Source organism: Nocardioides sp. LHD-245 (assembly GCF_030929495.1).
Taxonomy (GTDB): Bacteria; Actinomycetota; Actinomycetes; order Propionibacteriales; family Nocardioidaceae; genus Nocardioides.
Genome location: NZ_JAVFWN010000029.1, coordinates 1 through 23,682, shown reverse-complemented (window position 1 = coordinate 23,682; position 23,682 = coordinate 1). Strand labels below are relative to the sequence as shown.

Below are 23,682 nucleotides of genomic sequence, written 5' to 3'. Positions count from 1 at the left end.
GTGCCCTTGGTGCCGGTGGCGCCGGCGAGCTTGGTGGCCTCGTTGACCAGGGTGTGGAGCTGGGGGTAGGCCTCGAAGTGCGGGGGCTTGAAGTAGTCGGTCCACAGCACCCAGAGGTGGTGCTTGACGAGCTCGGAGCGCTGTTCCTTGATGAGGATGGCGCGGGTGCGGAAGTCGGGGTCGTCGCTGTCGAGGGCCTTGGCGATGACGGCCTTGACGGACTCGGCCTCGATCCGGGCCTGGGCGGGGTCGTAGACGCCGCAGGGCAGGTCGCAGTGGGCGGAGACCTCGACGGTCGGGGCGACGAAGCGCGTCGTGAGACGGGAGAACATGTGGGTCCTCTCTGTTGTTTCGGCGGATGGTCCAGCAGATGGGCACGTACTGCCTGCGAGACTACTCGTCATGGCCGACGCGGTGGCGGGAGGGCGGCGTCCCGGCGGGACGCGCCGCAGGCTCGGCGTCGCCGTCGTGCGCGGCGACTCCATGCGCCCCACCCTGCGTCCCGCCGACCGGCTCCTCGTCGTGTACGGCGCCCGGGTGCGACCCGGTCAGGTCGTCGTGGCCCGCTTCGCCGACGGCACGCTCGTGGTCAAGCGGGCGACCGAGCGCCGGGGGAGCGGCTGGTGGCTGCGCGGCGACAACCCGGCGGTCGGCGTGGACTCGCGGCACCGCGGGCCGGTCCCGGACGAGGCCGTGCTGGGCGTCGTACGGGCCCGGGTCTGGCCGCGGCCCCGGACACTGGGCCGGTTCGAGGATGTGAAAGGATGAATGACCGTGGCTGACGTTCCTTCCCCCCACCCGCGCGCGGGTGAGCCGGTCTTCGATCTGCACCTCGGCGGGAAGATGGCGACCGTACCCACGGCCGACGTCGGCAGCCGGGAGCAGCTCTCCTTGGCCTACACCCCCGGCGTGGCAGAGGTCTGCGAGGCGATCGCGGCCGATCCCGGGCTGACCCGGCACTACACCTGGGTCCCCAACACCGTCGCGATCGTCACCGACGGCACCGCCGTCCTCGGTCTCGGCGACATCGGTCCCGCCGCCGCGATGCCGGTCATGGAGGGCAAGGCCGTCCTCTTCAAGCAGTTCGGCGGCGTCGACGGCATCCCCATCTGCCTGGCGACCACCGACGTCGAGGAGATCATCGAGACCGTCGTCCGGCTGGCCCCGAGCTTCGGCGGCATCAACCTCGAGGACATCTCCGCGCCGCGCTGCTTCGAGATCGAGGACCGGCTCAAGGAGGCCCTCGACATCCCGGTCTTCCACGACGACCAGCACGGCACCGCCGTGGTGACCCTCGCCGCGCTCGTCAACGCCCTGAAGCTCACCGGCCGCACCGCCGAGGCGACCCGGGTGGTCATCTCCGGGGCCGGCGCGGCCGGCGTGGCGATCGCGAAGATCCTGCTCGCCGCCGGCGTCAAGGACATCGCGGTCACCGACCGCAAGGGCGTGGTCAGCTCCGACCGCACCGACCTGACGGCGTCGAAGAAGGCGCTGGCCGAGCTCACCGCCGACCAGTGCGGCCGCCGCGGCACGCTCGCCGAGGCCTTCGACGGCGCCGATGTCTACATCGGCGTCTCCGGCGGCACCGTGCCGGAGGAGGTCGTCGCCACGATGGCCGACGACGCGATCATCTTCGCGATGGCCAACCCGAATCCCGAGGTGCACCCCGACGTGGCGCACCGCCACGCCCGGGTCGTCGCGACCGGTCGCTCGGACTTCCCCAACCAGATCAACAACGTGCTGGCGTTCCCGGGCATCTTCCGAGGCGCCTTCGACGTGCACGCCAGCGCCATCACGGAGGGCATGAAGGTCGCCGCCGCCGACGCGCTCGCCGCGCTGGTCGGCGACGACCTGTCCGAGGACCTGGTCATCCCGTCGCCCTTCGACCCACGGGTCGGTCCGGCGGTCGCCGCCGCCGTGGCCGAGGCCGCCCGCCGCGACGGCGTCGCCCGCAGCTGACCCACCCTCCGGACGGGGGACCCGGCATCCCGCGACGACCACTAGGGTCGGATCGTGCTTGCCGTCTATGCCGACTCCTTCGCCAGCTCCTCCGACGACCCGCTGACCGGCCTCGTGGTCGGGGAGCGCCCCGACCCCGTCGCCCCCGAGGGGTGGACCACGGTCACCGTGAAGGCGGCCGCGCTCAACCACCACGACCTGTGGTCGTTGCGCGGTGTCGGGCTCAAGGCCGAGGCGCTGCCGATGATCCTCGGCTGCGACGCCGCCGGCTACGACGAGGACGGCAACGAGGTCGTCGTCCACGCCGTGATCTCCGATCCCGACTGGACCGGTGACGAGACCCTGGACCCCCGGCGGTCGCTGTTGTCCGAGCGCTACCAGGGCACCCTGGCCGAGCGGGTCGTCGTCCCGCGGCGCAATGTGGTGCCCAAGCCGGCCTCGCTGTCCTTCGAGGAGGCCGCCTGCCTCCCGACGGCCTGGCTGACGGCGTACCGGATGCTCTTCACCCAGGGCGAGCTCACGGCCGGCGACACGGTGCTGGTGCAGGGGGCCGGTGGAGGCGTCGCCACGGCGCTCATCGCACTGGCCCGCGCCGGCGGGCTGCGGGTGCTCGCCACCAGCCGTGACGAGACGAAGCGCGCGAAGGCCCTCGAGCTCGGTGCGCACGAGGTCTTCGAGTCCGGCGCCCGGCTGCCGGTGAAGGTCGACGCGGTGATGGAGACCGTCGGTCGCGCGACCTGGTCGCACTCGATCCGCGCCCTGCGTCCCGGCGGCCGGATCGTCATCTCCGGCACCACCTCGGGGCCGAACCTCGACGACGCCGAGCTGACCCGGATCTTCTTCCTGCAGCTGCGCGTCGTCGGCTCCACGATGGGCACCCGGGGCGAGCTGGCCGCGCTGGTCAACCTGCTCCACAGCACCGGCGTACGTCCGGTGATCGACCGGGTGCTCCCTCTGGCGGACGCCCGGGAGGGGTTCGCCGCCATGGCGGCCGGTGACGTCTTCGGCAAGGTCGTCTTCGGCGCCTGACGCGCTCGGCCCTCCTGCGGTCGGGAGCGGCGATTCCGCCGATTAACCATTGGCGGGAATGACTGTCGGTGCTGGACGATTGACTCCTGTCAGCGCCCCGACGGGCGAGCCGATGAATTTCTCTGGCTCGCCATGTCGATTCGGTGACGGCTGGTTCGTCGTACCTGTGAAGCGACGGCCTGCCCGAGCCCCTGCGGCGTCACGGGTCCGGCCACCGTCAGACCCTGCCACCCAACCGATAGGACCTGTCATGACTGCGCCCAACGCAGCCGGACCCGCTCAGACCGGCGAAACGCCTGCGTTCGAGCAGGAGTTCCCGAGCGCCCCGGCGACCCCGGGCCGGACTCCCCTCGTCATCAAGCTGCTGGTCGCGGCGACCTTCGTCGTCATCTTGAACGAGACGATCATGGTCAACGCCATCCCGCGGCTGATGACCGAGTTCGAGATCACCTCGACCACCGCCCAGTGGGCGCTGACCGTGTTCATGCTGACGATGGCCGCCGTCATCCCGGTGACCGGCTGGTTCCTCCAGCGGGTGAGCACCCGGACGGCGTACGCCACGGCGATGACGACCTTCAGCATCGGCACCCTGATCGCCGCCGTGGCCCCGTCGTTCGAGATCCTCCTCGTCGGCCGGGTGGTCCAGGCCGGAGGCACGGCCGTGATGATGCCGCTGCTCATGACGACCCTGATGACGGTCGTCTCGGCCGAGGACCGCGGCCGGGTGATGGGCCAGGTCACGCTGGCCATGTCCTGCGCCCCGGCGCTGGGCCCGGCGGTGTCCGGCATCCTGCTCGACCTCGGCTCGTGGCGGATGATCTTCGTCGCGGTCCTCCCGATCGCGGTCCTCGTCGGCTTCTTCGGGTTCCGGCAGCTCGAGAACGTCGGTGAGACGACCCGCAGTCCGATCAGCTGGCTGAGCGTCGTGCTCGCGGCCGGTGGCTTCAGCCTCTTCGTCTACGGCCTCAGCAAGGTCGGCAACGCCGCCTGGACCGAGCCGACGCTGCTCATCGGCTCCGGTGTCATCCTGATCGCGCTGTTCGCGGCGCTGCAGGTCCGCCTCCAGCGCGCCGAGCGCCCGCTCCTCGACCTGCGCACCCTGCTGCACCGCAACTACGCGGTGTCGCTGGTCCTCATGGCGGCCGGCTTCATGGCCTTCCTCGGCTCGATGATCCTGCTGCCGCTCTATCTGCAGGACCTGCGCGGGCTGAGCGAGCTGCAGACCGGGCTGCTGGTCATGCCCGGCGGCCTCGCGATGGGCCTGCTCGGTCCGCAGGTCGGCAAGGCCTACGACCGGATCGGTGCCCGTCCGCTGGTGATCCCCGGCTCGGTCGCGATGGTGGCGCTGCTGTTCGGTCTGAGCCGGATCGGCGCGGAGACGCCGTACGCCGTCATCCTGGGGCTGCACATCGCGCTGATGGTCAGCCTGGCGATGGTCTTCACGCCGGTCTTCACGATCGGACTGGGCGACCTCCCGCCGCAGCTCTACTCGCACGGCAGCTCGCTGCTCGGCACGCTCCAGCAGGTGGCCGGCGCCGTCGGCACCGCGCTGCTGGTGGTCATCATGACCAACCGCACCGAGCACCTCGCCGCGGACGGCAGGCACCCGGTCGACGCGTTCATGGGTGGTCTGCAGTGGGCGTTCGCCGCGGGTGCCGTGATCGGCGTCGTGGTGGTCGCGATGGCGCTGCTGCTGCCGTCGAAGGTCGATGCTCCCGAGGGCGTGCACGCCGGTCACTGATCGCTGGCGGAGGCGCAGGAATCGCCGCTGAAGAGGCGATTCCTGCGCTTCCTGGCCTTTGCAAAGATCAGGAAGCGAGGGAAGCGGTCAAGAAGCCGGGGCGGCGGCCTGGTCCAAGAAGGCGTCGAGCAGCGGCCAGCTGACCTCGGCGGCGCGCGGCCCGGCGACCAGGCCGAGATGGCTGAGTCCGTCCGCGGCGGCGTACCGGGCGCCGGGGACCACGTCCACGCCGGCCCGCACGCCCGGCCCGTCGGCGATGTGGTCGCTCGCACTGCCGACGAACAGCACCCGGGTGCGCACGTCCGTGAGCCGGATCGCCCGCTTCCGGCTGAGCCGCACCGTGCCGGACGCCAGCTCGTTGCGCACCATCAGCCGGGTGTGGATCTGGTGGTACGCGCGGCCGGGGTAGCCGGGCATCTCCCCGATGAACCCGTCGATGGCGCTGGTCCGGGCCAGTGTCTCGGCGTCCAGGATGTTCTTCGCCAGATGGACGGCCTTGGTCAGCTCGCGGCGGGGCGCCATCGCGCGGTAGCTGGCCCGCACCAGGTGGCGGGGCACGCCGCCGAGCGCGGCGGTCGGAGCGGTGACGGCCCGGGTGCCGAGCACCCGGTCGGCGACCACGAGGGGCTGGATCGCCGGGATCTGCGTGTAGTCGATCGGCGTGCCGAACGCCGTCAGCGACGCGATCGGCAGGTCGGGGTGGGCGGCGGCGGTGAGGAGGCTCATGGTCCCGCCGAGCGACCAGCTCACCAGGTCGACGCCGTCGGCCTGGTCGCCTCCGGCGGCATGGTCGGCGAGGACCGCGCGGATCGCGGTCGGGAGGATGTCGTCGACCCACGCCTCGAAGCCCATGCCGCGGTCGGCGAAGGTGATCCGCCCGTAGTCGACGAGGTACGTCGCCCGGCCGGTCTCGAGCAGGTGGGCGGCCAGGCTCTGGCCGGGGCGCAGGTCGAAGCAGCGCGCCGACACCGCGAGCGGGGGGACGAGGAGGACCGGCCGCAGCGTGCGCGCCGACGTGGCCCGGTCGTAGCGGACGAGTCGCCGGTGCGGGGCGTCGGTGAGGACGGTGGCCGGCAGGCCGTCGTACTGCTCGATGCCGTCGCCGAGGGGCGAGATCGCCCAGGCGTTGCGGGCGGCGGTGCTCAGGAGGTCTGCTGCGGTCGGCACCGCGACATGGTCGCCGTCGCGACGGCCGGTCGTCCACCGAACGTGACGAGGCCGACGTTCACGGGGTGCGCGAGCGCCAGTTGCGTGCCCCGACCAGCAGCATCCGGATCTGGGTCCGGGCGTCGTCGGCGACGCGCTGCTCGGCGGGGGAGCCGGGAGAGGTGCCGAGGAGCCGCTCGGCGGTGATCACCATGGCGCCGACGATGAGAGCGGAGAGCACCTCGAGGTCGCGCTCGGTCCAGGCGGTGGTGCCGGGGAGGTGGGCGAGATCCGTCGCCAGCTCGCGCTCGGCGAGCTCGATCCCGCGGGCGATCGCGTCACGCACCGCGGCCGGGCCGGCGAACCGCTCGCGGGCGATGAAGCCGTAGTGGGCGTGGTCCTGGCGCACCTGCTCGACGAGCACGGTGACCGAGCCGTCGATCATGGTGGCGGCGTCCTCGCCGGCGGCGCGCCGCAGCTCGCGGAGCAGCGCCCGCAAGGTGTCGAGGGACTCCTCGACGAGCGCGAGCCCGAGGTCCTCGATCGAGGGGAAGTGCCGGTAGAACGCGGTCGGCACGATGCCGACCTGCTTGGCGACCTGCCGCAGCGACAGCGCGACCAGGGCGGAGTCCTCGGACAGGGTGAGGGCCGCGTCGAGGATGGCGCGGCGGGTCCGCTCCTTCTGCTCGACACGGGTCTGGGACATGGACCCCATCCTACGTGGGTGAACATGTGTGCACTGTCACGCGGTCGGGTCGTTGACCGACAGCAAGCCTGCGGGTGAGAGTTTGGGAGTACGGTCGTGCACTGAATCTCGCTCATCGAAGGAGACGTGATGTCTGCGCTCATCTCGCCGCCGGCGCCCGGCGGCTCCGGCCCCGGCCCCGTGGTCGGGCGGCTCCTGCGCTCGCGGCTCGCCGCGGCGCTGGCCACCCCGCACGGCGTCGACCGGTACCTCGAGCGGTTCAACCCGATGTGGGCCGCCCACGAGGTGCGGGCCCGCGTCGTGTCCGTCCACCGCGAGACGTCCGGCGATGCGGCGACCGGCTCGGCGCCCGTCGCCACCCTGACCCTCCAGCCCACCAGCACCTGGCGCGGGCACCGCGCCGGCCAGCACGTGCTCGTCGGTGTCGAGCTGCCCGGCACGGCCAAGCGGCACACCCGGGCCTTCTCGATCTCCTCGGCCGCGTCGGCGCCGGGGGAGCGGTTCACCCTCACCATCCGCGCCCACGACGAGGGCCAGGTGTCGTCGTACCTGGTCCGCGAGGCGCGGCCCGGCCAGCTCCTGCATCTCTCCCAGGCGCAGGGCGCGTTCACCCTCATCGAGAGCCCGGCGACGCCGACGATCAGCCGGCTGCTGTTCATCACCGGCGGCTCCGGGATCACCCCGGCGATGTCGATGGTCCGCACCCTGCTCCGGGACGGGTACGACGGCCATGCCGGTCGCAAGGTGACCTTCCTGCACTTCGCCCGTGGCCCCGAGGACCAGATCTTCGCCGACGAGCTCGCCGCGATCGCCGAGGCGGACAACGGCGTCGACGTCCACCTTCGGTACGGCGACCAGCGCTTCAGCGAGTTCGAGCTGCGCCGTCTGGTGCCGGACTACCGCGACACCGACACCTGGCTGTGCGGTCCGGCGGGCCTCGTCGAGCTGGTCAAGGACGCCTACGCCGGACCGGAGTCGTCGGGCGGAGCGCTCTCGCCGCGGCTGCGGATGGAGTTCTTCAAGCCTGCCGTCGCCCGCGCCGCGCAGCCCGCCGACGGCGAGGAGCTGACCGGCGAGGTGACCTTCGCCCGCTCCGGTGCCAGCGCCCCCGCCTCCGGGACGAGCCTGCTCCAGCAGGCCGAGGAGCTCGGCCTGAAGCCGGACTTCGGCTGCCGGATGGGCATCTGCTTCTCCTGCACCCGCACCAAGACCGCCGGTGCCGTCCGCAACGTCCTCACCGGCGAGGAGTCCTCCCTGCCGGACGAGGAGATCCGCATCTGCGTCACCGCCGCTGCCGGCGACTGCCACATCGACCTCTGAGGAGACCCCCATGAGCATCGACACCCTGAGCGACCCGGCCGCCCCGGCCGACGAGAAGTACCACGGCCTCACCGCCGAGCAGATCGACCGGCTCGGTGCGGAGCTCGACACCCTGCGCCAGCGGGTCCTCGCCGACCTCGGCGAGGAGGACGCGGCGTACCTGCGCAAGGTCGTCACCACCCAACGCAAGATGGAGATCGCCGGCCGGGCGCTGTTCTACCTGCCGGTCGTCGGCTGGCTGCCGGCCGTCGCCTGCCTGAGCGTGTCGAAGATCCTCGACAACATGGAGATCGGGCACAACGTCATGCACGGCCAGTACGACTTCCTGGGCGACCCGGCGTTCAACTCCCGGATGTTCGACTGGGACACCGTGTGCCCGGGAGAGCAGTGGAAGTACTCCCACAACTACATCCACCACACGTTCACGAACATCGTGGGCAAGGACCGCGACGTGGGCTACGGCATCCTGCGGATGGATCCCGAGCAGAAGTGGCACCCCTACTACCTCGGCAACCCGCTCTACGCGTTCTTGCTGATGACCTTCTTCGAGTGGGGCGTGGCCCTGCACGACCTCGAGGTCGAGAACATCGTCTCCGGCAAGCGGAAGCTCGCCGACAACAAGCCGCTCTACCCCGGCCTGATGAGGAAGATCCGGCGCCAGGCGGTCAAGGACTACCTGCTCTTCCCGGCGCTGACCGGTCCGCTGTTCCCGCTCACCTTCGCGGGCAACGCGGTCGCGAACCTGGTCCGCAACGTGTGGGCGTTCAACATCATCTTCTGCGGCCACTTCCCGGCCGGCGTCGCGTCCTTCTCCGAGGAGGAGACGGCCGACGAGACCCGCGGGCAGTGGTACCTGCGCCAGATGCTCGGCTCCGCCAACATCACGGGCAGCAGGCTCATGCACCTGATGAGCGGCAACCTCTCGCACCAGATCGAGCATCACCTCTTCCCCGACCTGCCGGCCCGCCGCTACCCGGAGCTGGCCGTCGAGGTCCGCGAGATCTGCCAGCGCTACGGCCTGCCCTACAACACCGGCCGCCTGCACCAGCAGCTGTGGAGCGTCTTCAAGAAGATCTGCCGCTACTCGCTGCCCGGCGGTGAAGCTAAGGTCGCGCCGGTCGGCGGCCCCGGGGCCGTGACCGAGGACTCGTTGGCAGCCTGACGGCGCTCGGGGGAGACTGGCCGACATGACCGACGGACGGGACCACCTCACCAGGGGCGAGATCACCAAGGACGCGCTCCAGGCGGGCGCCGAGGCCGCGGCGCAGACCGTCGGCGAGGTCGCGACCATCGTGACCCGCGCCGTCGGCGAGGTCGCCGCGGCCGTCGGCGGGTTCGCCACGGAGATCTTCGAGATCAAGGAAGCCTCGCGGCGCGCGCTCGACGAGCACGGTGGCGACGTACCGACGCTGCCGGAGGGTGACGTCGCCGAGTAGGGGCGTGATCCCCAGGCTGTGCACAACTGGTCTGACCACCTGCGGTTTGGTCCCAAACCGCGTGTCTGGGGGCCGAAATGTTGCGGTTTGGTCCCAAACCGCAACGTCGGGCGTTCCACTCAGTCGAACGCGAGCCGGAAGCCGGCCATCCGGAACGACCCGAGCTGCCGCGCCTCCCGCATGAACCCGAGCGGGCCATCGGCGGCGAAGCTCCACCGGCCGCGGCACGGCAGCGCCTTGGCGTTGCCCTTCATCAGCACGTGAGCCGTCTCGGGATGCTCGGGGATGCCGGGCTGCTCCACCCGGCCGGTGAACGGCACCCGGATCGCGGCCCGGGACACGTCGGTGAAGCTGGCCTCGACGATCGGGCGCCGCTCGACGGTCGCCGTCCAGTCGGTCGAGGTCACCGGCCCGCGGAAGGAGCTGTCGAGGTCGAAGTCGCACAGCTCCTTGGGGATCGCCCACAGAGCGCGACCACCGGCCTGCGACGCCGGGGAGTCGACCCAGATGTCGGTGATCGTCACCGCGCCCTTGCCGGTGCTGTCCTTGGTCGTCCGGGCGAGCAGGAGCTCCTGGTAGGTCAGCGGGCTCGGCTCCTCGTAGGAGACCAGCGCCACGCCGTACGTCCCGGCGGGGTGGTGGGCGTCGACATCGCGACCGAGGCGGAAGACGGACAGCCACAGCGACCCGCGCATGTGCCAGGGGGCCGGGGGATAGGGGTTCACCTGTCGTCCTCCAGGAACAGTTGGGCGGTGTGCTCGATCTCGGCCTCCATCGCGGCCGGTAGGGCGTCGGTGAGCTCGGCGGCCATCGGGCTCGCCTCCCGCGGGCCGAGTCCGGCGGCGGCCTTCTCGACGGCCGCGCCCACGTCGATGACCGTCGCCTGACGGACGTAGGGCTTCTCGAGCTCCTTGGCGACGTACTTCGCCACGAAGCGGCGCAGCTCGCCCTCGACGTTGGCGGCCTTGCTGGTCAGCGAGGCGCGCAGGCCCCGGGCCTTGAGGCGGACGACGACCTGGGCCGAGCGCGGGGGTGTCACGTCGAGCGCGATCGCGAGGTCGGCGCGGCCGTGGGCGGTGATCGTCAGGGGCACGGTGATGTCGGCGTCGAAGTTCTGCTTGTCCATGCCGAGGTCGATGCTGAACCTCAAGGTGACCGGCAGGTCGACGTGGAAGGTCACCGGATCGGCGCCGGTCCGCTCGCCGGTGGCGGTGCCGATGGTGCCGGTCGCGGTGACCTTGGCGATCCGGCCGGGGCCCACGCCCAGCGGGCCGACGTCGATGGGTCGGCCGGCGAGGACGTTGACGCCGCTCAGCACCCGTTCGGCGGTCACGGCGGTCGCGAAGAAGCGCTCGCCCCAGGCCGCGTAGTCGATCAGCTCGTCGCTCACGCGGGTGAGACTAGCGTCCGGCGCGCCCTTGCGGGCCGGTCGCCAGTCCGCGGGTCACCAGCTCGAGCGTGCGGGCGATGGCCGTCTCCCGCTCGGCCTCGCCCAGGCCGGACAGGGGTCCGTCGGTGAGCAGCATCGCGAGCCCGTGCACCGCTGCCCAGGGGCCGGCCTCGGCGTCGGGCCGGTCGCCGGGGGCGAGGTAGCCGACCGCGACCAGGTCGTCGAGCATCTCGGCCAGCAGTACGTAGGGCGCCGGCTGGCCCATGCCCGTCTCGCCGTCGGCGTCGTCGCTGCGAAGACCACCGGTGAAGCAGGTGCGGAACACCCCCGGCTCCTCGATCGCGAACCGGATGTAGCCGCGGCCGGTCGACCGGAGCCGCTCCAGGGCGCGCTCGATCGGGTCGCCCTCCGCCGGGACCTGGGCGAGATAGCCGGCCATCGCCTCGACCATCCCGTCCATCGCGAGCGAACGGGCGGCCTCGAGCAGGTCGGCCTGGTTCTCGAAGTGCCGGTACGCCGCGGTGGGGGTGACGCCCACCGCGCGGGCGGCGCCCCGGATGGTGACCGCGTCCGGGCCGCCCGTCGCGGCGAGGTCCGCGGCCGCTCGGGCGAGGGCGTTGCGCAGGTCGCCGTGGTGGTAGCTCCGCCGGCCGCCGGTGGCCGGGTGGTCCGTCGAGGTGCTCACGGAGAACATGTTGACACCCGTACACATCCATGCCAAGTTAACACTCGTAAAGTTTACGGGCGCACACATTGGAGGAGCGCGATGTTCAGCTGGATCGGTGGACTGGTGACGAGGCGGGCCCGCACGGTGCTCGTGCTCGGCCTGCTGGCGGTGGTCGTCGCCGCGGTCGTCGGCGTCGGCGCCTTCGGCAAGCTGCAGGCGGCCGGCTTCGACGACCCGGCCTCGGAGAGCAGTCGCGCCGCGGCGCTGCTCGAGGACCGGTTCGCCGGTGGGGCCGACTACGTGTTCGTGGTCGAGGCCGCCGACGGCGACGTCGACTCGACCGCCTCGGCCGGTGCGGGCGCTGCCCTCACCGAGCGGCTGCGCGCGGACCCGGACCTGGCCGACGTGGTGTCGTACTTCGACACCCGAGCGGGTCCGATGCGCTCGACCGACGGCCGCTACGCCCTGGTCACCGCGTCGGTCGCCGCCGGGGAGGAGGCCGATCCCGGCGCCGTGCTCGACGAGTACGCCGGCGTGGACGGCCCGCTCACGGTCGACGTCGGCGGGGGCGAGGTCGTCGGCGAGGAGATCGGCGCCCAGATCGGGAAGGACCTCGGCCTGGCCGAGAGCATCGCCATCCCGCTGATCCTGGTGCTGCTGGTGCTGGCCTTCGGCAATGTCGTGGGCGCGCTGGTGACCCTCGGTGTCGGGGTCGCGGCGATCTTCGGCACGTTCGCGGAGCTCTCGATCCTCGGCTCGGCCACCGATGTGTCGATCTACGCCGTCAATCTCACCACCGGCCTCGGGCTCGGCCTCGCCGTCGACTACGGACTGCTCATGGTGGCCCGGGTCCGCGAGGAGCGGGCCGCGGGACGTGCTCATCAAGACGCCGTGCGCCGTGCGGTCGAGACCGCAGGACGGACGATCGCCTTCAGCGCGACCACGGTCGCGGTGGCGCTCGCCGCGCTCCTGGTGTTCCCCATGTACTTCCTGCGCTCGTTCGCCTACGCCGGCATCGGCGTCATGCTGATCACCGCCTTCGCCGCCGTGGTGGTCCTCCCGGCCGGACTCAGCCTGCTCGGCGACCGGGTCGACGCGTGGCGGGTGCCGCGGGTGCGGGGGATCCGCGGCGAGGAGGCGCCCGCGTGGGCCCGGCTGGCCCGGTTCGTGGCGCGGCGTCCGCTGCTCAGCGCGCTGCCGGTACTGGCGGGCCTGCTCGTGGTGGCGATCCCGCTCGCCGGCATCGAGCTCGGTACGCCGGACGACCGGGTGCTCCCCACCAGCGCGTCGAGCCGGCAGGCCGGCGACGCGCTGCGCTCGGCCTTCGGCGGCGACGGCACCCACCCGATCCAGGTCGTCACCACCTCCACCGTGTCCGAGGCCGACCTCGCGTCGTACGCCGCCCGGCTGGGGGAGCTGCCCGGGGTGGTCCGGGTCGACACCCGGGCCGGCCGTGATGCGGACCTGGTCTCCGTGGTGAGCGACCTCGACCCGATGTCCGCCGACGCCCGCGGGCTGGTCGACGACGTCCGGGCGGTGTCCGCACCGGGCGGGACCGATGCGCTGGTGGGCGGCGCGAGCGCGGAGCTGCACGACCAGATGACCGGCATCGGCGACCGGCTGCCGCTCGTGGCGGGCTGGCTGGTGCTGACCACGCTGGTGATCCTGTTCCTGTTCACCGGCAGTGTGGTCCAGCCGCTGCGCGCCCTCGTGCTCAACGCGGTCGGTCTCGGTGCCACCCTCGGCGCGATGGTCTGGGTGTTCCAGGACGGCCACCTGTCCGGGCTGCTCGGCTTCACGCCGCAGCCGATGGACAGCTCGATGATGGTGCTGTTGTTCTGCGTCGCCTTCGGCCTGTCGATGGACTACGAGGTGTTCGTGATGAGCCGGATCAAGGAGATGCGCGACCGCGGGATGTCCAACGACGAGGCGCTGGTCCACGGCCTGGCCCACACCGGCCGGATCGTCAGCACGGCGGCGGCGCTGATCGCGATCAGCTTCTTCGCCTTCCTGGTGAGCTCGGTCAGCTTCATCCAGTTCTTCGGGCTCGGCACCGGGTTGGCGATCCTCATCGACGCCACCCTGATCCGGGGCGTGCTGCTGCCCGCCAGCATCCGGCTGCTGGGGGAGCGCTCCTGGTGGGCGCCGCGGCCGCTCCGGGCGCTGCACCGCCGGATCGGGCTCTCCGAGACGGTCCCGGCCTGACCGACCCGGCGCATCTGTACGTCCCAGAGCCGTCGACCCGGCCCAGATCGATGTCCGAACGACGCCGACCCGGCCCAGATTGATGTCCGAACGACGCCGACCCGGCCCAGATTGAACTCAAGACTTCAATCTGCGCCGGGTCGGCATCATTCGGGGTTTGATCTGCGCCGGGTCGGCAGTGCTCAGGGGTTCAGATGCGACGGGTCAGTCGTCGGGGTCGTCGAGGCGGGCCAGCCAGGTGGCGAACCGCTCGACGGCGACCTCGAACTCCGGGTGAGTGTCGACGAACTCCTGCAGCCGCTCGCCGAGCCACGCCAGGGTGACCTCCTCGTCGCCCCGGCGCTGCTCGAGCTCCTCGATCCCGCGGTCGGTGAAGTACATCCGTCCTCCAAGCTCAGGCGAAGGCCTCGCCGATGAGGACCTTGGCCTCCTCGAGGTGGCGCTTGGCGGTGCCGACCGCGGTGGTCGAGGACGCGGGCCGGGTCACGGGCTGGATGGCCCGGCCCAGGTGCGGGACGACGTTGAGGTAGAACGACGGCCACGGGCCCTGGTTGTAGGGCTCGTCCTGGACCCACCTGACTGTGGCGTTCGGGTACTTGTCGAGCTCGGTCCGCACCGCGTCCGTCGGCCACGGATAGAGCTGCTCGACCCGCAGGATCGCGACGTCGTCGCGCTCGGACTTCTGCCGCTCGACCATGAGGTCCCAGGTGAGCCGGCCGGAGACCAGCAGCACGGTCGTCACCTTGGCCGGGTCGGCCGTCGCGTCGCCGATCACCGGGCGGAACTCGCCGGAGGTGAAGTCGGCCGGCTGGGAGGCGGCGTCCTTGCGCCTGAGCATCTGCTTGGGCGTGAAGACGATCAGCGGCTTGTGCTCGTCACCCAGGGAGTGCTGGCGCAGCAGGTGGAAGTACGAGGCCGGCGTGGACGGCTGCGCGACGACCATCGAGTCCTCGGCGCACAGGGTGAGGAACCGCTCGATGCGGGCCGAGGAGTGGTCGGCACCCTGGCCCTCGTAGCCGTGCGGCAGCAGCAGCACGACGCCGGAGTCCTGGCCCCACTTGGTCTTGCCGGCCGAGATGTACTCGTCGATGACCGACTGGGCGCCGTTGACGAAGTCGCCGAACTGGGCCTCCCAGAGCACCAGGGCCTCGGGACGCGCGACCGAGTAGCCGTACTCGAAGCCGAGCGCGGCGTACTCCGAGAGCAGGCTGTCGTAGACGAAGAACTTGGCCTGGTCCTCGGTCAGGTTGGCCAGCGGCGTCCACTCGTCGGCGTTGACCCGGTCGATCATCGTCGCGAACCGCTGCACGAAGGTGCCGCGGCGCGAGTCCTGGCCGGCCAGGCGGACCGGACGCCCGTCCATGAGCAGCGAGCCCAGCGCGAGCATCTCGCCGGTGGCCCAGTCGATCGGGCCGTCGGTGATCGCGGCGGCGCGCCGCTGGAGCTGGGGCATCACCTTCGGGTGGACGGTGAAGCCGGTCGGCGGGCTGACGTACGCGTCGGCGATCCGCTTGAGGACCTCCGGCGTCACCGACGTCTGGGTCTCGCCGAGGGGCTTGTCCGGGTAGTCGGGGACGGTGGTCCACTCCTTGGGAGCCGACGTCGCCTCCCGCACCTCGGTGAAGACCCGCTCCAGCTGCTGCTGGTAGTCGCGCAGGACCTGCTCGGCCTCCTCGATCGTGATGTCGCCACGACCGATGAGGGACTCGGTGTAGAGCTTGCGCACCGACCGCTTCTGCTCGATGAGGTCGTACATGAGCGGCTGGGTGTACGACGGGTCGTCGCCCTCGTTGTGACCGCGACGGCGGTAGCAGACCAGGTCGATCACGACGTCGCTGTTGAACGCCTGGCGGTACTCGAACGCGAGCCGGGCGACCCGGATGCAGGCCTCCGGGTCGTCGCCGTTGACGTGGAAGATCGGCGCCTGGATCATCCGGGCCACGTCGGTGGCGTACAGCGTGGAGCGCGACGAGCCGGGGGAGGTGGTGAACCCGACCTGGTTGTTGATGACGACGTGGATCGTGCCGCCGGTGCGGTAGCCGCGAAGCTGCGAGAGGTTGAGCGTCTCGGCCACGACGCCCTGGCCGGCGAACGCCGCGTCGCCGTGGATGAGCATCGGCAGCACCGGGAACTCCGTGCCCCGGTCGAGGACGTCCTGCTTCGCGCGGGCGATGCCCTCCAGGACCGGGTCGACCGTCTCGAGGTGCGACGGGTTCGCGGCGACGGAGACCGCGATGGTCTCGCCGGTGCCGGCCACGAACTCGCCCTCGGCGCCCAGGTGGTACTTCACGTCGCCCGAGCCCTGGACCGTGCGCGGGTCGATATTGCCCTCGAACTCGCGGAAGATCTGGTTGTAGGACTTGCCGACGATATTGGCCAGCACGTTGAGGCGGCCGCGGTGCGCCATGCCGATCGCGACCTCGACCAGCCCGGCCTGGGCCGCGGCCTCCGCGATCTCGTCGACCACGGGAACGGTGGTCTCGCCGCCCTCGAGCGAGAACCGCTTCTGGCCGACGAACTTGGTCTGCAGGAAGGTCTCGAACGCCTCGGCCTGGTTGAGCTTGAGCAGGATCCGCAGCTGCTCCTCGCGGGGCGGCTTGGTGTGCGGCTGCTCGACGCGCTCCTGGATCCAGCGGCGCTGCTCCGGGTCCATGATGTGCATGTACTCGATGCCGGTCGTGCGGCAGTACGAGTCGCGCAGGATCCCGAGGATGTGACGCAGCTTCAGGAAGCGCCGGTCGCCGCCGCCGAACGAGCCGGTCGGGAACTCCCGGTCCAGGTCCCACAGGGTGAGGCCGTGCGACTCGATCCGCAGATCGGGGTGGCTGCGCTGCTTGTACTCGAGCGGGTCGGTGTCGGCCATCAGGTGGCCGCGCACGCGGTAGGCGTGGATCAGCTCGAGGATCCGGGCCTGCTTGTCGATCTCGTCGTCGTGCGAGGTCGCGACGTCGGCGTTCCAGCGGATCGGCTCGTAGGGGATCCGCAGGGCGCGGAAGATCTCGTCGTAGAAGCCGTCCTGGCCGAGCAGGTACTTGTGGACCTGGCCGAGGAACTCGCCCGACTGCGCGCCCTGGATGACCCGGTGGTCGTAGGTCGACGTCATGGTCATGATCCGGGAGATCGCGTTGCGGGCGATGGTCTCCTCGGAGGCGCCCTGGAACTCCGGCGGGTAGTCCATCGAGCCGACGCCGATGATCGCCGCCTGGCCCTTCATCAGCCGAGGCACGGAGTTGTTGGTGCCGAGCCCGCCGACGTTGGTGAGGCTGACCGTCGTACCGGAGTAGTCCTCCATGGTCAGCTTGTTGTCCTTGGCCTTGCGCACGATCTCCTCGTACGCCGTCCAGAACTGCGCGAAGTCCATCGACTCGCACGCCTTGATGCTGGGCGCGACCAGTTGGCGGGTGCCGTCCTTCTTCTGCTGGTCGATCGCCAGGCCCAGGTTGATGTGCGCGGGCGCCACCATCGTCGGCTTGCCGTCGATCTCGTCGTAGGTGTTGTTCATCGCCGGCAGCGCCTTGATCGCCTTGACGATGGCGTAGCCGATGATGTGGGTGAAGGACACCTTGCCGCCGCGGGCGCGCTTGAGGTGGCTGTTGATGACGATGCGGTTGTCCCACAGCAGCTTGACCGGCATGTTGCGCACCGACGTCGCCGTCGGGACCGCCAGCGAGATGTCCATGTTCTTCGCGGTCGCGGCGGGGATGCCGCGCAGCACGGTCAGGGTGGGCTCGTCGCTCGCCGTGACGGGAGCCGGACGCGGCGCGTCCTTCGGGGTCGGCGCCGGGGAGTCGGCCTTCGGCGGCGTCGGTGTGGTGGAGGAGGCGGGGCTCACCTGCGGCGCGGGGGTGGCCTTCGGCGTCGGGGTGGCGGCGGCCGGAGCGGGCGGAGCGGCGGCGGGCGCGGGCGTGGCCGGCGCAGAGGCCGCCGGCGCGGCGGCAGGGGCCGCGGCCGTCGTACCGTTGTCCCTCTGGAAGTACGTCGCCCAGGCGGGATCGACGCTGGTGGGGTCGGTCTCGAACCGCTCCTTCATCTCCTCCACGAGCCACTCGTTGGCTCCGAAGTCCGCAGGAACGGGAGATCCGGTGGACTGGTCTGACGACTGCGTCACGACGTGCTTCGCCTCTTCCGATGAGCTGGACGCACTCGCCGCCGATAGCGAGTGGCTGTCGACCGCCAAGGCTAGTCCCATGCCGAAGCAAATACCGACCCGTGGGCACCGTTTGCGGCAGGGTGTTGCGCAACAGACATCCGGGCGCGGTTTCGGAGTGCCGGAGAACGGGGGCAGCAGACGTGCGGACACGACCAGGACGGGGCCGGCAGAGGGCGCGGCAGGGGGTCGTCGCGACGGCTCTCGTGGTGGCCGCCGGGCTCACCCTCGCCGGTTGCTCGGATGACGGCGACGGCACCGACGCAGGACCCGGCAGCGGCGACGGGTCGGGTGGTGAGCATGCGGTCGAGACCGACGCGACGCTCGGCAAGGTCCGCGGTGAGCTCGACGACGCGCGGGCGGCCGAGGCGCTCGCGGCGGTCACCGAGGTGGTCGACGGCTGGATCGACGGCGGGTACGCCGGCGACTACCCCCGCGGCACCTTCGACGAGGCGTTCGGGGCGTTCACCGACGACGCCCGGGAGCTGGCGCTCGCCCAACCCGCTGTGATGAGCAACGCAGAGGTCGGCGACCGGCTCGAGGGGGCCGAGGTCACCCAGCGGTCGGTGAGCGTCGACGTGCTGGGCGTGCGGGGCAAGCCCGCGGGCGCGACCGCGCACGTCGTCCTCACCGTCGAGCTGGAGGGCGGCCCCGACGGCACGCAGCGGTCCGACCAGGTCACCGGGCGGCTGCTGCTGACGCCGGGCAAGGACGGATGGCGGGTCTTCGGGTTCGACGTGAGCCGTGGCGAGGAAGGAGCCTGATATGCGAGCGATCCTCCGACTCCTCGTGCTCGGCCTGGTGCTGGGCCTGACCGCACTGCTCGTGCCCGACAGCGCCCCGGCGCCGACCCGCTTCACCCTGGTGAAGGTCGATCGCGCCGCCGGCGTCGATGTCGACCCCGACGTCTTGTGGATCCTCGGCGTCGGGTCCGACGCCCGCCCGGGGGAGGACCCGGAGCGCACCCGCGGCGACGCCCTCCAGATGGTCGGCATCGACACCCGCACCGGCGCGGCGACCGCCGTCGGCATCCCGCGCGACAGTTGGGTGCCGATCCCGGGTGTCGGGTCCAACCGGGTCAACGCCGCGCTCTACTACGGCGGTCCGCAGCTGCTCGGCGAGACCGTCGGCAACCTGCTGGGTGTCCAGCCCGACTACGTCATGCTCGCCCCGTTCAGCGCCCTGGCCAACCTGATCAGCGGCATCGGGGGCATCACTGTCGACAACCCTCGCGCCTTCGCCGACCAGTACCTCCACCCCGAGGGCTGGCCCGCCGGCAAGGTCCGGATCAACGGCATGAAGGCCGTCGAGTTCGCCCGGGTCCGCAAGGCGCTGCCGCGCGGCGACTTCGACCGCTCTGCCAACCAGCAGCTCGTGCTGCGGGGCATCCAGGAGAAGATCGCCCGCAAGGCCGACCAGGCGGGTTGGATCGAGAAGCAGGTGCTCTCGGTCCTCAAGCACCTCAAGACGCACGACGTCTCGCCGAAGGACCTGTTCCGCATCGCCCAGGCGATCGCCCAGGTCGACTCCGCCAAGATCACCACCTGCGTGCTCCAGGGCAGCATCGGCAACGTGGGCGGCGCCAGCGTCGTCCTGCCCAACACCGCCGACGCGAAGCGGTACGGCGACGCCGCCCGCGACGACGCCACGATCGAGAGGTGCTGATCGTCGGCGCGAGCGTGTCGCAGACCGGGCTCGCCGCACGGACCTCGCTTCGCTCGGCCCGCGGGCGTCGCCCGGTGCGGCTTCGCCGCCGTGCGCCACGCTGCCGCGCACGCGGTCGAGACCGGTAGCTGGTCGCGTCCGCGTGGCGGCAAGACCGTCGGCATGCAGGGCGCGAGCGTGTCGCAGACCGGGCTCGCCGCACGGACCTCGCTTCGCTCGGCCCGCGGGCGTCCCCCGGTGCGGCTGCGCCGCCGTGCGCCATGCTGCCGCGCACGCGGTCGCGGTGGGCCCCCTTCCGCCTGGCGGCAGGCCTCGACGGCCGAGGGTCGCTAGGCCGGCAGGTCGCCGCGGGCCTCGCGGGCGCCTTTCCCGGCGAGGGCGTCCGCACGCTCGTTGCCAGGGTCCCCGGCGTGGCCCTTCACCCAGTGCCAGGTGACGTCGTGGACCGCCGCGGCGGCGTCGAGGCGGCGCCAGAGGTCGTCGTTCTTGACCGGGGCCTTGGCGGAGGTACGCCAGCCGTTGGCCTTCCACTTCGCGACCCACGACATGATCCCGTTGCGGACGTAGCTGCTGTCGGTGTGCAGGTCCACGGCGGAGGGCCGGCTGAGCGTCTCGAGCGCCCGGATGGCCGCCATCAGCTCCATCCGGTTGTTGGTCGTGGCCGGGTCGCCGCCGTACAGCTCCAGCTCGTGCTCGCCGTAGCGCAGCACCGCGCCCCATCCGCCGGGCCCCGGGTTGCCCAGGCAGGCGCCGTCGGTGTGGATGGTGACGCGGGAGGTGGATTCGCTCGGCACAGGGGGAGAGCGTACGGCCCCGGAACGACGAGAACCGCAGGCCGTCGGCCTGCGGTTCTGGTGCGCCTCCGGCAGGATTCGAACCTGCGACACCTGGTACCGGAAACCAGTGCTCTATCCCCTGAGCTACGGAGGCATGCGCCCCGGGAGGCACGGTGAGGAACCTTACCGGTCGATATCCGTGCAATGGAAACCGGTGTCCCTCGATACGCTGGGCCGGTGACTCCAGCCCAGCTCTCCACCACGATCGTCGACGCCCTCTCGACGCTCGTCGACCAGGGTGACCTCGCCCTGACCGACGGCGTTCCGACCGAGGTGACGGTGGAGCGACCCCGGCAGAAGGGGCACGGGGACTACGCGACCAACGTCGCGCTGCAGCTGGCCAAACGGAGTCTGGTCCAGGGCCAGGGGACCAACCCCCGGGCGCTCGGTGAGCTGCTGGCCGCTCGGCTCCGGGAGGCCGACGGCATCGCCGACGTCGAGCTGGCCGGTCCGGGCTTCCTCAACATCACCGTCGAGGCGGGCGCTCAGGGGCAGGTGGCGGCCGATGTCGTCGCGGCCGGGGCGTCGTACGGCCGGACGGCGACGCTCGAGGGGCACAAGGTCAACGTCGAGTTCATCTCGGCCAACCCGACCGGCCCATTGCACCTGGGCCACACCCGCTGGGCGGTGCTCGGCGACGCGATCGGCCGGGTGCTGGCGGCGGCGGGCGCCGAGGTGACCCGCGAGTTCTACATCAACGACCGTGGCGTGCAGATGAACCACTTCGCCGACTCGATCATCGCCTCGGCGCTGGGCGAGCCCAAGCCCGAGGACGGGTACGCCGGCGCCTACATCGACGACCTGGCCAAGGCTGTCGAGGCGGCCAGCCCCGGCATCTTCCAACTGGAGGGCGAGGAGCGGCGGACCGCCGTCCGGGCCAAGGGCTACGAGATCCAGCTCGCCGAGCAGCAGGCGCAGCTCGACTCCTTCAACACCCACTTCGACGTCTGGTTCTCCGAGCTCTCCCTGCACGACTCGGGCTCCGTTCCGGAGACCCTGCAGCGGCTCAAGGATCTCGGCCACGTCTTCGAGGACGGTGGCGCGCTGTGGATGCGCACCACCGACTTCGGTGACGACAAGGACCGGGTCCTCATCAAGTCCGACGGCGAGCTCACCTACTTCGCGAGTGACACCGCCTACTACCTCGACAAGAGGCGACGGGGCTTCGATCACTGCATCTACCTGCTCGGCGCCGACCACCACGGGTACGTCGGCCGGCTGCGGGCGATGGCGGCCTGCGTCGGCGACGATCCCGACCAGACCCTCGACGTGATGATCGGCCAGCTGGTCAAGATCCTGCGTGACGGCCAGGAGCTCAAGCTCTCCAAGCGGGCCGGCACGATCGTGACGCTCAACGAGCTCGCGGAGGAGATCGGCGTCGACGCGCTGCGCTACTCCTTGGCGCGCTACCCGGCCGACTCGCCGCTGACCCTCGACGTCGCGGAGATCACCAGGGCGTCCAACGACAACCCGGTCTACTACGTCCAGTACGCCCACGCGCGGACCTGTCGGATGCTCGCCAACGCCGCCGACCTCGGCATGGCGCTGCCCGATCTCGGGACGGAGTTCGACCCGAGCCTGCTCGCCCATGAGCGCGACGGCGAGCTGCTGCGGGCGCTGGCGGAGTACCCACGGGTCGTCGCCAGTGCCGCCGAGCTGCGCGAGCCGCACCGGATCGCCCGCTACCTCGAGGACACCGCGTCGGTCTTCAACAAGTGGTACGACACCAAGGAGTGCCGGATGCTGCCGCAGGGCGACGAGCCGGTCGGCCCGGCCAACCTGGCCCGCCTGGTGCTCGTCGTGGCCACGCAGACGGTGATCGCCAACGGTCTCGACCTGCTGGGCGTCTCCGCGCCGGAGCGCATGTGAGCGCCCACGTCTCGCCCGGGGGGTTCACCGGTACGTCGCCGGTCTGGCTCCGCGAGCCGGCCGACGTGAACGCGCTGGTCCCGGCCCTGTGGTCGGCGTCGGCCCGCAAGGCCGACGGGGTGCTGCACATCGGCGGGCTCGCGGTCCCGGACCTGGTGGCCGACGTCAACACGCCGGCGTACGTCCTCGACGAGGACGACTTCAGGGCCCGGGCCCGGGCGTTCCGTGACGGGTTCGCGGGCTACGACGTCTACTACGCCGGCAAGGCCTTCCTGTGCACGTCCGTGGCCCGGTGGGTCGCGGAGGAGGGTCTCTGCCTCGACGTGTGCAGCGACGGCGAGCTGACGGTGGCACTGCGGGCCGGGGTCGACCCGGTGCGGATCGGCTACCACGGCAACAACAAGACGGCGATGGAGCTGCGCCGCGCGGTCGATGCCGGGGTGGGCCGGATCATCGTGGACTCGTTCCACGAGATCGAGCGGCTCGCCGACGTCGCCCGTCAGCTCGGTGTCACCCAGGGCGTGATGGTGCGGGTGACCGCCGGCGTCGAGGCGCACACCCACGAGTTCATCGCGACCGCCCACGAGGACCAGAAGTTCGGCTTCTCGATCGCGTCGGGCGACGCCTTCGAGGCGGCCTCGCGCGTCCTCGCCGAGGACGGTCTGGACCTGAGCGGGCTGCACAGCCACATCGGCTCGCAGATCTTCGACACCTCGGGCTGGGAGGTCGCTGCCCGCCGCGTGCTCGCGCTCCACGCCCGGATCGGCACCGAGCTCGGCCGGGTCCTGCCCGAGCTCGACCTGGGCGGCGGCTTCGGCATCGCCTACACGACGCAGGACGACCCCTCCGACCCGGCGGTGCTCGCCGAGCAGCTCACGAAGATCGTGACGGGGGAGTGTGCCGTGCTGGGCATCGCCGTCCCGCACCTGTCGATCGAGCCCGGCCGCGCCATCGTCGGCCCGGCGATGTGCACGGTCTACACCGTCGGCACCGTCAAGGAGGTCGCCCTCGACGGCGGTGCGACCCGCACCTATGTCTCGGTCGACGGCGGCATGAGCGACAACATCCGCACCGCGCTGTACGACGCCGACTACTCCTGCACGCTCGCCTCGCGGGTCTCCTCGGCCGCGCCGGTGCTGGCCCGCGTCGTCGGCAAGCACTGCGAGTCCGGCGACATCGTCGTCAAGGACGAGTTCCTGCCTGGTGACATCGCGCCCGGCGATCTGGTCGCGGTGCCCGGCACGGGGGCGTACGGCCGATCGATGGCCTCCAACTACAACCACGCCCTCCGCCCGCCGGTGGTCGCGGTCAAGGACGGCCGGGCGCGGGTGATCGTGCGTCGCGAGACGGTCGACGACCTGCTCGCCACCGACGTCGGCTGAGGCAGGGGTGTGCTCTCGGGGCTGGTCGGGCTGAGCGTTCAACTACCGGATTCGTCGTCCGGGGACCGGCAAGGTCAAGCGGTCTAAGCAACTCCTAGGCTGCTGCCGGTTTGGTCAGCAGCCGGTCCAGCGCTTGGGCTGGGGTCTGCATGTCAAGAGTAGGGCGTGGCCGGGCGTTGAGGCT

The 23,682-nt window shown here is 71.3% G+C and carries 21 protein-coding genes and 1 tRNA gene; 12 read left to right on the top strand and 10 right to left on the bottom strand.

The window, feature by feature from the left end:
* Positions 1–332 (bottom strand): superoxide dismutase, Ni (sodN, locus tag RB608_RS28010; protein ID WP_308091391.1); only part of this gene is annotated, 332 nt, incomplete at its 3' end.
* Between the two features lie 70 nt (positions 333–402).
* Here sodN and sodX point away from each other — a divergent pair.
* The 4 genes from sodX to RB608_RS27990 all read left to right on the top strand — a co-directional run bounded on the left by sodX (position 403) and on the right by RB608_RS27990 (position 4,729).
* Positions 403–768 carry a nickel-type superoxide dismutase maturation protease gene (sodX, locus tag RB608_RS28005; protein WP_308091390.1) on the top strand — a complete coding sequence of 122 codons (366 nt, stop codon included), beginning with the start codon at positions 403–405 and terminating at the stop codon, positions 766–768.
* A 75-nt stretch (positions 769–843) separates the two neighbouring features.
* Positions 844–1,959, top strand: coding sequence for an NADP-dependent malic enzyme (locus tag RB608_RS28000; RefSeq protein ID WP_392391070.1), 1,116 nt, complete (start codon positions 844–846; stop codon positions 1,957–1,959).
* 54 nt (positions 1,960–2,013) lie between these two features.
* The gene (locus RB608_RS27995) at positions 2,014–2,988 is read left to right on the top strand and encodes a zinc-binding dehydrogenase (RefSeq protein WP_308091388.1); all 975 of its coding nucleotides are present in this window, start codon (positions 2,014–2,016) and stop codon (positions 2,986–2,988) included.
* Positions 2,989–3,238: 250 nt separating this feature from the next.
* A complete protein-coding gene (locus RB608_RS27990) occupies positions 3,239–4,729 on the top strand; it encodes an MDR family MFS transporter (protein WP_308091387.1) in 1,491 nt (496 codons plus the stop codon).
* Positions 4,730–4,816: 87 nt separating this feature from the next.
* On the opposite strand, the gene RB608_RS27985 is transcribed toward RB608_RS27990, so the two are convergent.
* Both RB608_RS27985 and RB608_RS27980 read right to left on the bottom strand, forming a co-directional pair.
* Positions 4,817–5,896 (bottom strand): alpha/beta hydrolase, encoded by a 1,080-nt coding sequence (locus tag RB608_RS27985; RefSeq protein ID WP_308091386.1) that lies wholly within the window; start codon positions 5,894–5,896, stop codon positions 4,817–4,819.
* Positions 5,897–5,954: 58 nt separating this feature from the next.
* The gene (locus RB608_RS27980) at positions 5,955–6,581 is read right to left on the bottom strand and encodes a TetR family transcriptional regulator (RefSeq protein ID WP_308091385.1); all 627 of its coding nucleotides are present in this window, start codon (positions 6,579–6,581) and stop codon (positions 5,955–5,957) included.
* A 129-nt stretch (positions 6,582–6,710) separates the two neighbouring features.
* Here RB608_RS27980 and RB608_RS27975 point away from each other — a divergent pair, with 129 nt between their 5' ends.
* Genes RB608_RS27975 through RB608_RS27965 form a run of 3 tightly spaced genes read left to right on the top strand, consistent with a single transcriptional unit; the run spans position 6,711 to position 9,337 of the window.
* Entirely contained in the window at positions 6,711–7,901 is a 1,191-nt protein-coding gene (locus RB608_RS27975; RefSeq protein ID WP_308091384.1) for a ferredoxin reductase, read from the top strand.
* A 10-nt stretch (positions 7,902–7,911) separates the two neighbouring features.
* Positions 7,912–9,063 carry an acyl-CoA desaturase gene (locus tag RB608_RS27970; protein WP_308091383.1) on the top strand — a complete coding sequence of 384 codons (1,152 nt, stop codon included), beginning with the start codon at positions 7,912–7,914 and terminating at the stop codon, positions 9,061–9,063.
* Between the two features lie 25 nt (positions 9,064–9,088).
* Entirely contained in the window at positions 9,089–9,337 is a 249-nt protein-coding gene (locus RB608_RS27965; RefSeq protein WP_308091382.1) for a hypothetical protein, read from the top strand.
* Positions 9,338–9,456: 119 nt separating this feature from the next.
* Here the strand turns inward: RB608_RS27965 and RB608_RS27960 are convergent, their stop codons facing one another.
* From RB608_RS27960 to RB608_RS27950, 3 genes are read right to left on the bottom strand one after another with little or no spacing between them, the layout of a single operon-like run.
* Positions 9,457–10,062 (bottom strand): acetoacetate decarboxylase family protein, encoded by a 606-nt coding sequence (locus RB608_RS27960; RefSeq protein ID WP_308091381.1) that lies wholly within the window; start codon positions 10,060–10,062, stop codon positions 9,457–9,459.
* The gene (locus RB608_RS27955) at positions 10,059–10,727 is read right to left on the bottom strand and encodes a hypothetical protein (protein ID WP_308091380.1); all 669 of its coding nucleotides are present in this window, start codon (positions 10,725–10,727) and stop codon (positions 10,059–10,061) included. Before RB608_RS27955 ends, RB608_RS27960 begins: the two co-directional genes overlap by 4 nt.
* Before the next feature lie 10 nt (positions 10,728–10,737).
* A complete protein-coding gene (locus tag RB608_RS27950) occupies positions 10,738–11,412 on the bottom strand; it encodes a TetR/AcrR family transcriptional regulator (RefSeq protein ID WP_308091379.1) in 675 nt (224 codons plus the stop codon).
* Between the two features lie 81 nt (positions 11,413–11,493).
* On the opposite strand from RB608_RS27950, the gene RB608_RS27945 reads away from it, so the two are divergent.
* Positions 11,494–13,599, top strand: coding sequence for an MMPL family transporter (locus tag RB608_RS27945; protein WP_308091378.1), 2,106 nt, complete (start codon positions 11,494–11,496; stop codon positions 13,597–13,599).
* Between the two features lie 204 nt (positions 13,600–13,803).
* Here the strand turns inward: RB608_RS27945 and RB608_RS27940 are convergent, their stop codons facing one another.
* Complete coding sequence (locus RB608_RS27940) at positions 13,804–13,980, bottom strand: DUF6104 family protein (RefSeq protein WP_181410938.1); 177 nt, start codon at positions 13,978–13,980, stop codon at positions 13,804–13,806.
* 13 nt (positions 13,981–13,993) lie between these two features.
* Positions 13,994–17,629 carry a multifunctional oxoglutarate decarboxylase/oxoglutarate dehydrogenase thiamine pyrophosphate-binding subunit/dihydrolipoyllysine-residue succinyltransferase subunit gene (locus tag RB608_RS27935; protein ID WP_392391069.1) on the bottom strand — a complete coding sequence of 1,212 codons (3,636 nt, stop codon included), beginning with the start codon at positions 17,627–17,629 and terminating at the stop codon, positions 13,994–13,996.
* Positions 17,630–17,955: 326 nt separating this feature from the next.
* Between RB608_RS27935 and RB608_RS27930 the strand changes: the two genes are divergently transcribed.
* Together RB608_RS27930 and RB608_RS27925 are read left to right on the top strand one after the other, a co-directional pair.
* Complete coding sequence (locus RB608_RS27930; RefSeq protein ID WP_308091376.1) at positions 17,956–18,510, top strand: hypothetical protein; 555 nt, start codon at positions 17,956–17,958, stop codon at positions 18,508–18,510.
* 1 nt (position 18,511) lies between these two features.
* A complete protein-coding gene (locus RB608_RS27925) occupies positions 18,512–19,411 on the top strand; it encodes an LCP family protein (protein ID WP_308091375.1) in 900 nt (299 codons plus the stop codon).
* 329 nt (positions 19,412–19,740) lie between these two features.
* On the opposite strand, the gene rnhA is transcribed toward RB608_RS27925, so the two are convergent.
* On the bottom strand, positions 19,741–20,205 hold the full coding sequence (gene rnhA / locus RB608_RS27920) for a ribonuclease HI (RefSeq protein ID WP_308091374.1): 465 nt from the start codon (positions 20,203–20,205) through the stop codon (positions 19,741–19,743).
* 63 nt (positions 20,206–20,268) lie between these two features.
* A tRNA-Arg gene (locus RB608_RS27915) sits at positions 20,269–20,341 on the bottom strand.
* Between the two features lie 83 nt (positions 20,342–20,424).
* On the opposite strand from RB608_RS27915, the gene argS reads away from it, so the two are divergent.
* On the top strand, positions 20,425–22,116 hold the full coding sequence (argS, locus tag RB608_RS27910; RefSeq protein ID WP_308091373.1) for an arginine--tRNA ligase: 1,692 nt from the start codon (positions 20,425–20,427) through the stop codon (positions 22,114–22,116).
* Positions 22,113–23,498: a diaminopimelate decarboxylase gene (gene lysA / locus RB608_RS27905; RefSeq protein WP_308091372.1), complete on the top strand. Its 1,386-nt coding sequence runs from the start codon at positions 22,113–22,115 to the stop codon at positions 23,496–23,498. The genes argS and lysA overlap by 4 nt, the downstream gene beginning before the upstream one ends.
* Positions 23,499–23,682 lie beyond the last annotated feature (184 nt).